Below are 13,333 nucleotides of genomic sequence, written 5' to 3'. Positions count from 1 at the left end.
TTAGTTCGGGTGTAACAGGAACCCGAACCTATAGCACAGCTCCCGCGGGCGGCGCTTCGCTTCCTCCGCCCCCGTGATCTGCTTTGCCCATCTCTAATGAAAGGTAGTGGTCAGGTAGGAGAAAAAACCCTAACGCCGGCACTAGCTGAAAACTCGCTATGGCCTCGCAGGATGGTGGGGGTATGGGGGAATTATCGAGGTATGTATGGGTATCGGGCGCCAACCTTGAAAACATAAACTAGCAATGGTGAGCGCCCTTCTATCACTTGCAAGCAAGTGATGTGGGTATGAGGGAATTATCGGGGTATCACCAAATGCGCATTATAAGGTTTATATTACGGGCTAGTCTCTTGTCAGACGATTCTCGTAAACTCGCCCACGTCTTCCGGCGTTCCTAGTCGTCCAGTGCTTCGCAATGGTACTGACCGAAAACCCTCAACATAATCCTAAACTACATAATGCGCACTTGNAGCAAGTGATGTGGGTATGAGGGAATTATCGGGGTATCACCAAATGCGCATTATAAGGTTTATATTACGGGCTAGTCTCTTGTCAGACGATTCTCGTAAACTCGCCCACGTCTTCCGGCGTTCCTAGTCGTCCAGTGCTTCGCAATGGTACTGACCGAAAACCCTCAACATAATCCTAAACTACATAATGCGCACTTGATGTATATTATAGCTCAACAGTGTCCGGCTTGAGCACTTTTAAAATAACGACACATCCGCGTCTCTCTAATACGTTCAGTCTTGATTGCACTAGAATAATCGATGTTGTCGAGCGCGCCAATTGATCATCCTTGAGGTTTTCTATAGGGTTTAACCAAACACCGTCCATTTTGGGTTTATTCATGATTAAAACCGCATTGGTTGGCTTCGGCTTTTCTGCCAACACATTCCATCTTCCTTTTCTTAACGCGATGTCGCAGTTTGATATTACGGCCGTTGTCTCCAGTAAGCCCGAGAACGTCAGGCTACATTTACCCCAAGCGACATGCTACGCAGATCTCAATACGCTGCTTGAGCATGAAAGTCCTGATTTGGTCGTCATTACCACACCCAATCATCTGCATTATGAGCACGCACGCCAATCACTCGAAGCCGGTTGCCATGTTCTGGTGGAAAAGCCATTTGTCACGCGCAGTGAAGACGGTCTTGCGCTGGCAAAATTGGCGGATGAAAAAGGCCTAACCCTCTGTCCTTACCATAATCGCCGTTGGGATGGCGACTTTCTGACTCTCCAATCACTGCTAGAAAACGATGAGCTTGGTGATATTAAAGTCATGTATTCAAGCTTTAACCGCTATCGCCCAGAAGTAAGGCAACGTTGGCGAGAACTGCCTGGCGAAGGGGCTGGTATTCTTTTCGATTTAGGTTCGCACCTGATTGATCAAGCACTAACCCTGCTTGGAGACCCAAACGCTATTTCGGCACAATGTCGCGCTTTGCGTCCGGGCAGCCAAACAACTGACTATTTTCAGCTCACGTTGCATTACCCAGATAGCGAAGTGATATTGAACTCTAGCCCATATCGGTCAGGTACCACAGAGCGCTTTACGGTACACGGCGAAAAGGCAACCTTCTCTTGCGACGGGTTGGATATTCAAGAAGACCAACTGCGTGCAGGCATGTCCATATTGGACAAAAACTTTGGTACTCAGTCGCATGAAGCAACACTAGAGAACGGTGACAGCGTCACTAAAATGACTTGTCCATTACATACTGGCCAATACCAGCAACTTTTTACTTTACTGGCAGAGTCGATCACACATCAACGCCCTTCCCCGGTGAGCGCCGAATCAGCGACTAAGGTAATTTACGCGATTGAACTTGCTCAACGTGCATCGGAAACCGGCAGCCGCCAGACATGGCAATATTCGCTATAAAGGATATCTCCACTACCAATCGCCCCAAGAGTTATAACCGCTTGGGGCACCGCACTTTTTGCCCACCACATCTAAACACCGCATGGTGTGATACCTATTGTTTTGGCTACTGAGATATCTTTGACCACCAGATAGTACGTTGAATTTTTGATAACATATAAAGTTATAGTGCATTAAGGGAGTAAAATAAAGCCCGAACTCATATCGGGCTGGAAGGCATCAAAAGAACCACTGGTAACCAATCATCATTAACAGCACCCAAAAAACCGATAAGCGCCATTTAATGAGTGCCACTAAGCCAACAACTATCGGGATTAAATCAGCCCACTGGCTATACGCCGATACCCATACGGGTTGATAAAGCGCTGCCGCTAAGAGGCCGACAACACTGGCATTAATCATGATAATGGCCCCCGCCAATCTAGGCTGCGATTTAACGGCCTCCCACACGGGCAATACACCAAACATCAATAACGCGCCGGGTAAAAAGATTGCGACTGTGGCGATAATACTGCCCCATATTGGCGATAGTCCTTCAACCGTCGCGCCAAGGTAGCTGGCCATGGTAAACATCGGACCTGGCACTAATTGTGCGGCGGCGTAGCCTTCAATCAATGCAGAGTCTGTGACAACGTCACCCACAATGGGCTCTAACAACGGCAGCACCACATGGCCGCCGCCAAATACAAAACTTCCCGCTTGGTAGAACAGGTTGAAGACTTGTACCGGCAGGACACTATTGAAAAGCCAAGGAACCGTGAGTAAAAACCCAAACAGACTGAGAATGATCCCGCTGTGCCGTTGCGCGTGCGCCATCGATATCGAAGCCGCCTGAATACTGGTTTGTTTAAAACCAATAGCACCGATCATGCCAGCGAGTAAGATGGGGAGTACTTGATAAACAACACCAGACGGCGACACTAGTAGCCATACCGTGGTGACAATTGCAATCACCGCTGTAGTGAACGAATGAATGAATTTTCGCCCCATCGATATTGTCGCGTCAATCACCACAACCACAGCCAATAACTTAGCCGCACTAATCAGTGTGCTTATCCAACCCGCCGTATCATTGCTGCTAAACATCGCTGCTGCGGTTAATAACGCGAAAGAAGGCAACGTAAACGCGACAAATGCCCCCAATGCCCCCAAATAACCAGCGCGCTGATAGCCGATATACATGCCAAGCTGACTACTACCTGGTCCCGGCAAAAACTGGCTGATTGCTAAACCTGACGCAAACGTCTCTGCACTCAGCCACTGCTTCTCTTTCACAAAAACGCGCTCGAAATAACCGATATGCGCCGCAGGGCCACCAAATGACATACAGCCCAAGATAAAAAACTGCTTGAGTAATTCGATCATGTCCACCTCCAGCCTGAATTCTATCCATGTTAGCCCATGAATATAAACAGATATCATCGATTCATTAAATGAATGTAATTAATACATTCTTGATAGTGATTCACCGCAACTCCCTGCCTGTAATTAAATTACAATATCTGTAGTGAGCACTTACAGTTCACACCATATACTGTTTATGCTGGCAAACAATAAACTCAAGTTATTGATAAATATTTATTTTGTTTTGTTGTAGATAACAGGGAGGCGATAGGTGAATCCGTTATTGGTCATATAAATATTGAAGCGATAAACGATTTTGGCAGTCGGTGGGTTGTCACGTTTTGATAGCATTTTATGAAATAAGTGCAATAGCCACTTTGAGTATCTTAACTACCACGTGACGGCGTCACTAAATGATGCCCTGCTCTCCCGAGCTGGATTGAACTGTGGTACGCTTCTGGCTATCAACTTTCAGGGAAGCGTAAGTAATGCTTGATCACCTCCAACAAATTGTTGTTTTGGCTACCGTGGCTCAAGAACAACACTTCACCCGCGCAGCAGAACGGTTGGGGATTTCAAAGTCTCAAGTCAGCAAGCAAGTGCGTTATTTGGAAGACAGGTTGGGAGTGCAATTGGTGCAGCGGAATACGCGCTCTGTGTCGCTAACGGAAATCGGGGCACAATACGCCGACTATGGTGCGCAACTTATGGCAACGCTAGACGAAGCGGAAGCCATGGTGGCAGGTTATCGTGACGAAGTAACAGGTAAATTGCGTATCGGTGTCGCACAGTCATTTGGTAACACGCTGATCACTCGCAGTTTTGCCACATTTCGGCAAAAGTACCCTGCGCTCGATCTCGATATTACACTCTTTGATCATCGCCCTAATCTGGTTGAAGAAGGCTATGATTGCTGGGTCGCGATCCATGAACAACCGCCAGAGGGAATGGTGGCTCGCAAGCTCGCAGATTGCCAATTTAAACTGGTTGCCTCGCCGGACTATTTAGCTCGGCAAGGAACACCAAGTCAATTAAGTGATTTGAGGCATCATGACTGTATCACCTATCAAAGTCGCGAACGCAGCTATGATAAATGGCCATTCAATAAAGCAGGCAATGAGCAAGTAGTTCGCGTATCGGGCCGCTACAACATCAATAATGCCCCTGCCGTGCTTGAAGCTGTAAAAGCGGGGATGGGGATTGCCTATTTAGCGACCTACCTCCTCGATGATGAACTTCAAAAAGGTGAGCTGATTGAGATCTTACCAGACTGGCGTCCCTGCCTCGCACTCCCGATTTATATCGTCTATCCTCGCCGCAAACATTTAGCCCCTAAAGTGCGCGAGTTTATCGACTTTATGCTCGAAGAAGTGGGCGATCCGCCCGTGTGGGATCGCCTTCACACTAGCAAGAAGTGACATTGTCACTCTTAATCTATCGATATCGTCGCTTGATCGCTGGCGGCACGTTGCGCATTGATCACCGGGTTCGCGTACATCTGACGAATATAATCGCGTGCTGCCTCGGGTGCTTGCGCCAACTTTTGTTCAAACAGCGCGCGCTCTTCGGCGGTAACACTGTCATGCGTTTCCCCCGCCGCGATATAGTTAGCAGGGTAAAGTCGATATAAACAGTGAATTTGGCGATCGATATCTGACGCTAGCGTCTCTGGTGTTGCTTGTGACACCGTCACGGGCGCACCGAAGGCGACATGAACTTGACGCTTCTGCCCCACAATGCCTTTTACAATGGTTTGAATATCTTCAAATTCACTCTTTTCATAAGCGCCCAAACGATTGACGGCATCTAGCTCAGTCGCTTTGTCTAAGTCGCAAGGATCATTTTGATATGAGATGGCCACCGGCACGATATTTAGCGCCTGCATGTACTCATCAAAGGGTTGCTTGTTTTTGCGCCCTTCCATGTAGAACATCTTGAGGATGGCAGGATCGGTCATGTCTAATCCTGTTTTTGCACGCCCTTCACGCTGAGCAATCCAGATAGACTGGCCTTCATCTAATGAATGGCGTATGTACGCCGACAGCTGAGAGAGCGATTTCATCATTTCACGCGGCGCTCTGGCGGAGCGTTTGACGATAAAGCTCTTATTTAACTTCATCAGCTCGGTCGCACAGGGTTTACGCAATAGATTATCACCAATCGCGATACGCACTGTATCTAAGCCTTGCTGATGCAAACACCAATTGACCAGCGCGGGATCCATCGCAATATCACGATGGTTAGAGACAAAGAGATACGCTTTATCCGGCGAAAGATGCTCGACCCCCGAAACAGTGACGTTGTCACATGATGTTTTGATCATCTTGCGCATGTAACTCGCGACATGCAGCTGTACGTCTTGTACAGTTTTAATGTTGCGCCACTTTTGGGTGAGATAAAGTTTAAGTGCGGGCTTAAGTAACCACCCTAGCGGGCCCGAAGCATGAGGATAACGATAGGATAAGATCGCATTGATAAATTCATCGTCTTGGATCAAGCGATGAATCGCTGCATGTACCTCATCATCATGATAAGGGCGGATGTCTTGGTAAGGATCGTTAACTGTTTGCACGTTTTTCCGTTTCATTTGATAAAAACCGCGCCATTCTACGCGGTCAAACAAGGATTCAAAGTTAATCCAGCGACATTTTATAGAGGTTGGAGGTCAGACCTATGCTGTACTCATGAGTTCCCTCAATCATATTGGGGCTTGACCTCTTGTTTAAAAGTGCTCAACATTGCCGGCTTGTAAAAATGAGAGCCAGACATGAAGTACACCAGCGAATACACCGCCTATCACCAAGATCGCCTCGTGCTTACCCCGCGAAAGCGTCGCCATACCGCCACTTTCTTATACGTAGAAATCGGTTTAGTTCTCGTACGTCTCGGTAAACACGATATTCCCGTGTACGCTGGCCAAGGCTTTTGGCTTCCGTTTGATTGTCTATACGCACTGATGATCACGCCACACACCAGCCTGCATCAGCTAACGGTATCGCCTAGAGTGACGGTGTCACTTCCTCAGTCTGCGGGCCACGTGATACCCAGCGCATTATTGCATGCCGGACTCACAGCACTTGATCCGTTATCCGGCGCGAACCAACACACACCGGCAACGCGTCGCCTGCATGGGGTACTGCTCGATCAGCTGGTGACGCTATCACCCGCAATCGCAAACGACGCTAGCTATCAATGTGTAGCGGCCTGTGTTGAACAAGCGAATGCTGGACGGTCTCTCGAAGGTGACAACGCGCATTTTACCTTCCAGGCCTGCACTCAGCTTACCTATTCAGCGTTGTGCGAGTACCTCACCGTCCGCCAGCTGAGGGCGCAGCTTAAATCCGGCAACAAGCTGGAAGCTGCAGCAACGTCGCTCGGGCTATCTTACGATGCCGCCCTTGCGCTATCCGACGAATATCACGCTGTACTCGCTTAATCAGAGAGCGAGAATGCTGTATCGCTGAGTTGCTTGGCAACACTGGGGGTCGTCAAGTCGTCGACTGACAGCCCTTTTGCCAGCCGATCGCGGATATACGTACTGCGTACATTGACGGATTCTGGCATTCCTAGCACGGACCAACGCGTCAGGATCTGCTCACTGTGCGCAAATTGGCCGAATTTTAATAAGTTATCTGGCCCGACGACGAAAGTCAGATCGGCGTGGCAATAGTGTGCCTGCAGCGCGGTCAGCAACATATAAGTTGTGACAGCGTCACCATTTTTACCCAACTCTGCTTCAAGGCGACAGCAGGTGGCCTGCGGCATGTTCAAATCGTGAATAAAGGCATCAACCCATTGGCAACGCTGCTCAAACGAGGCCATCGATTTTCCCCACGCATGCTTATAACTTGGTACCAGCAGTACGCGATCAAAATGCGTCAACTGTTCGATAACAGAAGCATGCCCGCGTGTGGGCGGATTAAACGCGCTGCCAAAAATGGCAATTTTTTCAGTCATATCATTCCTCTTTGCCACGAAGTTTACATGTATCTGCCTAATTGCGCGACCATCGGCGAAGCGGATCGACGTATTGGCCATCTCGTAACCAGTGATAACGGTTAATCTTGGCGTAGCTATACCCAAGCTTTGCGAGATCATGCACAATAAACCCAATAAGAATCATCACGTCGGTCGCATGCAAGCGAAATCAAGAGGAACACAACATGGAACAACACATCCGCGAAGAAATGCGCGTTCAACCTTCTATCGATCCACAAGCAGAAATTACACGCCGCATTCACTTCATTAAGACCATGCTCACCCGCTCGGGAACACGCAGCCTGGTATTAGGTATTAGCGGGGGCGTTGATTCTTCAACTTGTGGTCGATTAGCCCAGCTAGCCGTTGAGCAATTGAACGAAGAGATCGGCCGCAATCACTATCAATTTATCGCGGTGCGTTTGCCCTATGGTGTACAAAAAGATGAAGACGAAGCGCAATTGGCATTATCTTTTATCAAGCCAAGCAAGACGGTCACGGTCAATGTCAAACCCGGTGTCGATGGCACGCACAGTGCGGTATTAGATGCCGTCGCGGCGGTGGATCTGTTACCCGATAACGAAGGCACCCTTGATTTCGTCAAAGGTAACGTCAAAGCACGCGCTCGCATGGTCGCTCAATACGAGATTGCTGGACTAACTCAGGGATTAGTGATTGGGACCGATCATTCTGCGGAAAACATTACTGGTTTCTATACCAAGTACGGTGATGGTGCCTGCGACCTTGCTCCTCTATTTGGATTAAGCAAGCGACAAGTGCGCCAATTGGCTGCGGCACTGGGTGCGCCAGAGGTATTGGTCAATAAAGTCCCGACCGCGGATTTGGAGGAGTTGTCACCGCAAAAAGCTGATGAAGACGCGCTTCAGCTGACCTATGAGCAAATTGATAACTTCTTAGAAGGCAAGCCCGTCGATGAGGCGGTTAAAGAGAAGATCATTCAGGTCTATCAAGCCACCCAGCACAAACGTCAACCTATTCCGACTATCTACGATATCGAAGCGTGAAGTTGGTGATCGGGATGCCGGTCGGCTTGCTGGCCGGCATCAATCAGCCCATCTAACTCCGTCCATAAATTGTCACATAGACCAGGTCGGTATACGGCCACCCGAAAGCCGCCATGCTCTCGTTGGTATTGCTGAAAACGCGGTGGACTGTGCTCACTGCTTGCGATCACATTGGCAAGACGGTCACAGGTTTTAACAATCAGAGCAAGCCATGCGGCGTCATCGCCAGGATCCAGTGCGATCAAACGCTGGTTGAGTGCCCGCTTTCTCTCATGTCGGGTCGGTTTGCGCGGATCGGTCACCAGCATAACCGCTCGCGCTATCGTTGGTCCAAAGCGTTCGGCGATCTCTTCGACACGCGTGGCGGTGTCTTCAAGAATATCATGCAACTGAGCGACAATACGTGCGTCTTCACCATATGGAGCAGCAATACGCTCTACATGATCGAGATGGCAGCGATAAGGCTGCGCACCATATCTTTGCAGCGCATGCCTGACTCGTGCCCACTCTCTTGCTTGTTCGACCGCGTGACTCATCCCCGACTCCCTTGACCTCTCTACTATTAAATAAATCAGGGATCCGGTGAATTGTAAATAAAAAAGCAGCATATTCTGCTGCTTTTTCTTACTCTTCAGACGCTGAGGCCGCCGCTGCTTGTGCTCTGATCTCTGCCGCGACTTTCATGATGGCTTCACCACTACTCATGCCCTCTGCCATCAAAGCGTGAATACGCTCTGCAGCCTGTTGCTGCTCATCATGCGTCAATGTAATACCGTCGAACATAAATACGCTCATCTATTAGAAAGGCAGGCTATTTTAGGGCCTGCCTTTTGCGTTGTCATCGACTTTTCGTCACCGCGAGCTTAGAAAGTAAATGCGAGTTGGGCTGAGCCCCCATAGCTGTTGCTATCAATGATACTCGCCGCGATATCCACGTTGACCACCCCAAAGGGTGACAAGCCTAGACCCAGAGTAAATGCGTCTTCAACGTTATCTTTCATATCCGCGCGATAACCAGTGCGTAATTGGGCATGGCCAAAGGCATCAAATTCAGCCCCGATACGGAAAAACTGGGTATCATCGTCAATATTCAGGGTGCCTTTAAACCCTTTGCTCTTGTTTAAGTCGATATCGCCGGCAATGGTGACAAAGTCGGAGACAAACGCCGAGCCAAGCGTAAACTGTGGCCCTACCTCATAGGTAAAGCTGTGACCCGTTGTACTACTTGTCACTGTGTCCACATCGTTACTGATCAGGTTTTTACCGGCCAAGCCGACGCGATAAGGACCAGTCTGCCACACTGCCCCAACATCAATGTTAAAGCCGTTATCTTCTTCACGGTAACGGCTATCATCCCAGTCATCGGTGTCATAAGAATCAACCGAGACGCCATAGTTGTAGGTTGTGATACGTTGCAATTTTGGGGAGACACCCACCGCGATACGTTGACCGGCAATTTCCACGTTTGATGCGAGCGCAACACCTAGCTCACCCACCCCCACGGCAACGATGGTCGCGGTCGAACTGGGGTTAATCGACGGTGTGGTAATATCGCTGTCTTTAATATCCGGTAAGACTGCAGCTTCAATGATCCCTGAGGTAAAGAGTGTCGCAGAGATAGAACCAGTTGGGATCCCCACAGCTGCACCGACCCCCGCATCCAAGTGCGCCTGATCGCCCTTCGCATTTTGCATCGCTTGCTGCGCAGCCGTCAGGTCGTTGTTATCGTACGCATCAGAGATATCATCTAAATTATCCAAGAGCTCATCTGGGTCACGCACTTCTGCGCCCAAATAAGGGAAAACCACCCCAAATGCGCTGTCAGGGTCAAGTGCCGCCAAGGCAGGGTTGTGAAATCCCGCAGATAAGTAGTCGCCAGCCGCAACTGCAGCGCCACCCATCGCATTTGTTCGCGCATCGGTAGGATTGGTCGCTGCCACTGCAGACCCTGAGCATGCTGCAAGTGCAAGCACAAGTAGGTGTTTTTTATCGTGCATTAGGTTGCCTCGCTTTCCTCTTCGTTTTATCTAAAGAGCGTAGCGGCTTGGCGACCAGCGCGATCAAGTAAGGTCAAAAGATGTGAACAATGTCAGGTTTAAGCCGTGTAACACCTTGGTCAGTCGGGCTTTATTGCGCGAAGCGCATCCGGATCCAGATCAGGTAAATCAATCGCCCGACCAATTCGCTGCACTTCCTCAACAGACAACGCACCTTGCCAGCGTCTTTCAATCAGCGCCACACTAAACCAATACTGCCCGTTCGGTACGTCCAGCACTGGCAACGTCGTGGGCAGGCGTTTGTGCTTTTCGACCGACCATATCGGTGCACCATCTGGCTGATTGTGGGGGTAGAGGTTGAGCGTTAGAAACGGACGCTGACAGGTGGACTCTAAGCTATCAGGCGGGGCAATCCGCCAACTTCGCGTGTCTTTCCAACTGATTTTTTGTAAGGGTTGAGGCTGAGTCATCAATAACCAGCTGGTCCATGTTTCTCCTTCCACTGACGTCACCTCAAGCTGATAGAGCCCTTCTTTCATTGGTTCGGAAAGGCCATCTTGCTCTAGCAACCACTGGTGTTGGTTTTGACCACTCAAACGCTGCGAAATAATGGTTTCATCAGGCCAATGTTTAAGCGAAAAACGAGCAATACCGGGCTGAGATTCCCCACGAACTTGCAAGCGATAGTAGACACGGCTGGTCGTCTGCACCGTTTCACGGCGCAGGGATAAATTGCTCAGCCAATCTGGCATCGTCTGCTGACTCAAGCTCCGCCCGCAATCTTCGGTTATCGCCAACGCAAGTAGCTGCGCCAAGTGTTGCTGACGCGAAGCAGATAGATTTGGCTGCTGCCAAGCTTCAATCATGGCATCCATACTGCCTGCTGTGTTCCCTTCCAGCAGGCGTTGATGGGCGCTGGTCAAGGCATCATTGCCATCAAACCAGGCCGCTTGGGTACCACCTGCTATCAAGGCAGCAGCGAATAAACCGTGCGTGAGCCGTAAACGCATTATGCTTTCATGCGATAGCCAACGCCACGCAATGTCTCAATATTGACTGATGGCAGCTTTTGGCGAAGTTGCAAAATGTGCGTGTCAACCGTGCGCGTGGTCGGGTAATGGTTGTAGCCCCACACTTGATCCAGTAACTCATCCCGAGTGAACACTCGTCCCGCATTTTTAGCTAGGAAGTGGAGCAAATCAAACTCAGTCCGCGTCAGTATGACTTCTTGATCGCCACACATTACTGCGCGACTTGCAGTATCAATGCGCACATCGTTGACAACAATTTCATCACTGGATGCATCGACTTCACCAACAGGGTTGCGCAGGTGAACACGAATACGCGCCAGTAATTCTGCTTCAGCAAAAGGTTTGGTGATGTAGTCGGTAGCGCCCGAGTCAAGGCCGCCGACACGGTCACGCACGGAGACCATCGCGGTCAGCAAAATCACAGGCACCGCTTTGAGCTTGTTCCAGTCAGGCAACCAATCAATTGAGTCGCCTTCGGGTAACTGGCGATCGAGTATCACCAAGTCTGCATCACGCCATAGCTCTGCCACTTTTGTCGCGCTATCGGCGTATAAACAGCGGTAACCGGCCTGCTCTAAACTGGCAAGTAGGCCATCAGCCAAGTTGGCATCATCTTCAACCAGAAGTAACGTCGCTTGCGTCACAATGAATCTCCAAAGTAAATGTAGTGGGCGGGCCCGATAAGCTTAGCTTACCCCCCATCCGCTCAATCATAGATTCCACGATAGTTAGTCCGAGGCCTAAGCCACTTTGACTAACAAAGGGTTTACGAATATGTTTCCAGTCCTTGGCAGTCAGGTCGCCCTGATCCTGAATCGCGATCGTAAAACGATCTGACAATACCTGTGCGCGCACTTCAACCGGTGCCACACCGTATTTGACCGCATTAGCGATCAAATTGTTCAATGAGGTTGCTAGCCAATACACATTGGCACTGACGGCGCCATCTTGCGAGACATACATAGTGACATTGTGCTCATCACAGATGTACCCCAACCATTCTTTTAGTGAAGGGATCGTCTCTTTATTCAACGGTTTTTGGTTCGATTGTAAATAGTCTTTGCTCGCTTCAGCTAACTGCTTTAAGCGACGTGCATCCTCACATAAGCGCCGAAACTCGTCATAAAATGACTCAGGCAAGGTATCAAACTTGCGCCTAAACCCTTCTACAGTCATTGAGAGGCTGGCAATCGGCGTACGCAGTTCGTGGGTGAGGATCTGTAGCACCAGCATCCGCTCTTGCATCAACCGGCGCTGAACCGTCCAACGGTTAAATGCCCAACCTCCGAGCGCCGCAAGGTTGATAACAATCAAGGCACCGACTAAATAGGGCCAATACGTCGGCGCTTTTTCTTCATTCCAACAAATGTTTCCCACACGCGCCAAACAAAAATCTTGCTCGCCCATCGCAGACAAACGCAAATCAAACTCTGCTAATAATGGCTGCCATTGTGTCGAAGGGTACAAGTGATAATAGCTACCGACGCGAACCCACATTTCATCACTACTGAGTAACGATTTCGCACCACTATTCAGCGCTTCAACAGCAGCGGTATCCATACGCTGCAACCGACCCAACAAGGTATCCGGTTGTGCCGTTGGCCGTTCTTGAATATGAAAAAAACGGGTCAGCTCACTGCGCCGAGACGGAAATTGTTCGACATATTTCGCCGCATAGCTGCCTCCCCCAGGATGGATAAACCCTGAGCGGGAAAACCAAGCAACCGGCAACTGGGTATGATTACACATGGCGCGCGTGAACACTAAAGGCTCAGTCACTTTGGGGTGTACAGGCCACGGCCCTTGGCACTTTTGTGCGGCTTGGTACAAGCGACGAATATCCTTAAGCGGGTAACTAGCGGTTTGCGGCAATAAACTGTCGGGACTGAGTAAGACCTTGGGGAAGGCGCGGTTAATGCCAATGAGGTTATATCGCGCCACCGGATCGGCAAGCAATAGCTGTGCTCTGAACGCTGTCATTTGTTCAGAGAAAGAGCTTGCAGCACTCGTTGGCAGCGCCATAAGCGCCAGAGTCATTAACAGCAGGATTCGCATAGTCGCAAGCTTATCACC

General features: G+C 49.7%; 13 protein-coding genes. 4 read left to right on the top strand and 9 right to left on the bottom strand.

Annotation, left to right across the window (positions count from 1 at the left end; genetic code table 11):
* Window positions 1–850 precede the first annotated feature (850 nt).
* Complete coding sequence (locus BZJ17_RS10630; RefSeq protein WP_077640691.1) at window positions 851–1,885, top strand: Gfo/Idh/MocA family oxidoreductase; 1,035 nt, start codon at window positions 851–853, stop codon at window positions 1,883–1,885.
* A 219-nt stretch (window positions 1,886–2,104) separates the two neighbouring features.
* On the opposite strand, the gene chrA is transcribed toward BZJ17_RS10630, so the two are convergent.
* Complete coding sequence (chrA, locus tag BZJ17_RS10625; protein ID WP_077640690.1) at window positions 2,105–3,250, bottom strand: chromate efflux transporter; 1,146 nt, start codon at window positions 3,248–3,250, stop codon at window positions 2,105–2,107.
* 467 nt (window positions 3,251–3,717) lie between these two features.
* Between chrA and BZJ17_RS10620 the strand changes: the two genes are divergently transcribed.
* The gene (locus BZJ17_RS10620) at window positions 3,718–4,647 is read left to right on the top strand and encodes a LysR family transcriptional regulator (RefSeq protein WP_077640689.1); all 930 of its coding nucleotides are present in this window, start codon (window positions 3,718–3,720) and stop codon (window positions 4,645–4,647) included.
* An 11-nt stretch (window positions 4,648–4,658) separates the two neighbouring features.
* Here BZJ17_RS10620 and BZJ17_RS10615 read toward each other — a convergent pair whose 3' ends face one another.
* Complete coding sequence (locus tag BZJ17_RS10615; RefSeq protein WP_077640697.1) at window positions 4,659–5,801, bottom strand: 1-acyl-sn-glycerol-3-phosphate acyltransferase; 1,143 nt, start codon at window positions 5,799–5,801, stop codon at window positions 4,659–4,661.
* A gap of 195 nt (window positions 5,802–5,996) precedes the next feature.
* Between BZJ17_RS10615 and BZJ17_RS10610 the strand changes: the two genes are divergently transcribed.
* Complete coding sequence (locus tag BZJ17_RS10610; protein WP_077640688.1) at window positions 5,997–6,665, top strand: hypothetical protein; 669 nt, start codon at window positions 5,997–5,999, stop codon at window positions 6,663–6,665.
* On the opposite strand, the gene BZJ17_RS10605 is transcribed toward BZJ17_RS10610, so the two are convergent.
* Window positions 6,662–7,186, bottom strand: coding sequence for a nicotinate-nicotinamide nucleotide adenylyltransferase (locus tag BZJ17_RS10605; protein ID WP_077640687.1), 525 nt, complete (start codon window positions 7,184–7,186; stop codon window positions 6,662–6,664). The genes BZJ17_RS10610 and BZJ17_RS10605 overlap by 4 nt on opposite strands.
* Before the next feature lie 206 nt (window positions 7,187–7,392).
* Here BZJ17_RS10605 and nadE point away from each other — a divergent pair, with 206 nt between their 5' ends.
* On the top strand, window positions 7,393–8,232 hold the full coding sequence (gene nadE, locus BZJ17_RS10600) for an ammonia-dependent NAD(+) synthetase (protein WP_077457748.1): 840 nt from the start codon (window positions 7,393–7,395) through the stop codon (window positions 8,230–8,232).
* Here the strand turns inward: nadE and BZJ17_RS10595 are convergent.
* The 6 genes from BZJ17_RS10595 to BZJ17_RS10570 all read right to left on the bottom strand — a co-directional run bounded on the left by BZJ17_RS10595 (window position 8,214) and on the right by BZJ17_RS10570 (window position 13,282).
* Window positions 8,214–8,768, bottom strand: a complete 555-nt coding sequence (locus BZJ17_RS10595) for an HD domain-containing protein (RefSeq protein WP_077457746.1) — start codon at window positions 8,766–8,768, stop codon at window positions 8,214–8,216. The genes nadE and BZJ17_RS10595 overlap by 19 nt on opposite strands.
* 88 nt (window positions 8,769–8,856) lie before the next feature.
* Window positions 8,857–9,015, bottom strand: coding sequence for a YoaH family protein (locus BZJ17_RS10590; RefSeq protein ID WP_077480879.1), 159 nt, complete (start codon window positions 9,013–9,015; stop codon window positions 8,857–8,859).
* A gap of 80 nt (window positions 9,016–9,095) precedes the next feature.
* Window positions 9,096–10,229: a conjugal transfer protein TraF gene (locus BZJ17_RS10585; RefSeq protein WP_069586625.1), complete on the bottom strand. Its 1,134-nt coding sequence runs from the start codon at window positions 10,227–10,229 to the stop codon at window positions 9,096–9,098.
* Window positions 10,230–10,348: 119 nt separating this feature from the next.
* Window positions 10,349–11,239 carry a DUF2861 family protein gene (locus BZJ17_RS10580; protein WP_077640686.1) on the bottom strand — a complete coding sequence of 297 codons (891 nt, stop codon included), beginning with the start codon at window positions 11,237–11,239 and terminating at the stop codon, window positions 10,349–10,351.
* A complete protein-coding gene (locus BZJ17_RS10575) occupies window positions 11,239–11,904 on the bottom strand; it encodes a response regulator transcription factor (RefSeq protein ID WP_077640685.1) in 666 nt (221 codons plus the stop codon). The genes BZJ17_RS10580 and BZJ17_RS10575 overlap by 1 nt, the downstream gene beginning before the upstream one ends.
* Entirely contained in the window at window positions 11,876–13,282 is a 1,407-nt protein-coding gene (locus BZJ17_RS10570) for a DUF3404 domain-containing protein (RefSeq protein WP_241836789.1), read from the bottom strand. The genes BZJ17_RS10575 and BZJ17_RS10570 overlap by 29 nt, the downstream gene beginning before the upstream one ends.
* Window positions 13,283–13,333 lie beyond the last annotated feature (51 nt).

The sequence above is a fragment of the Salinivibrio sp. IB574 genome (genome assembly GCF_001996205.1).
Taxonomy (GTDB): Bacteria; Pseudomonadota; Gammaproteobacteria; order Enterobacterales; family Vibrionaceae; genus Salinivibrio; species Salinivibrio proteolyticus.
The sequence above is the reverse complement of the archived record's forward strand: the minus strand, read 5'-3'. Positions and strand labels throughout refer to the sequence as shown.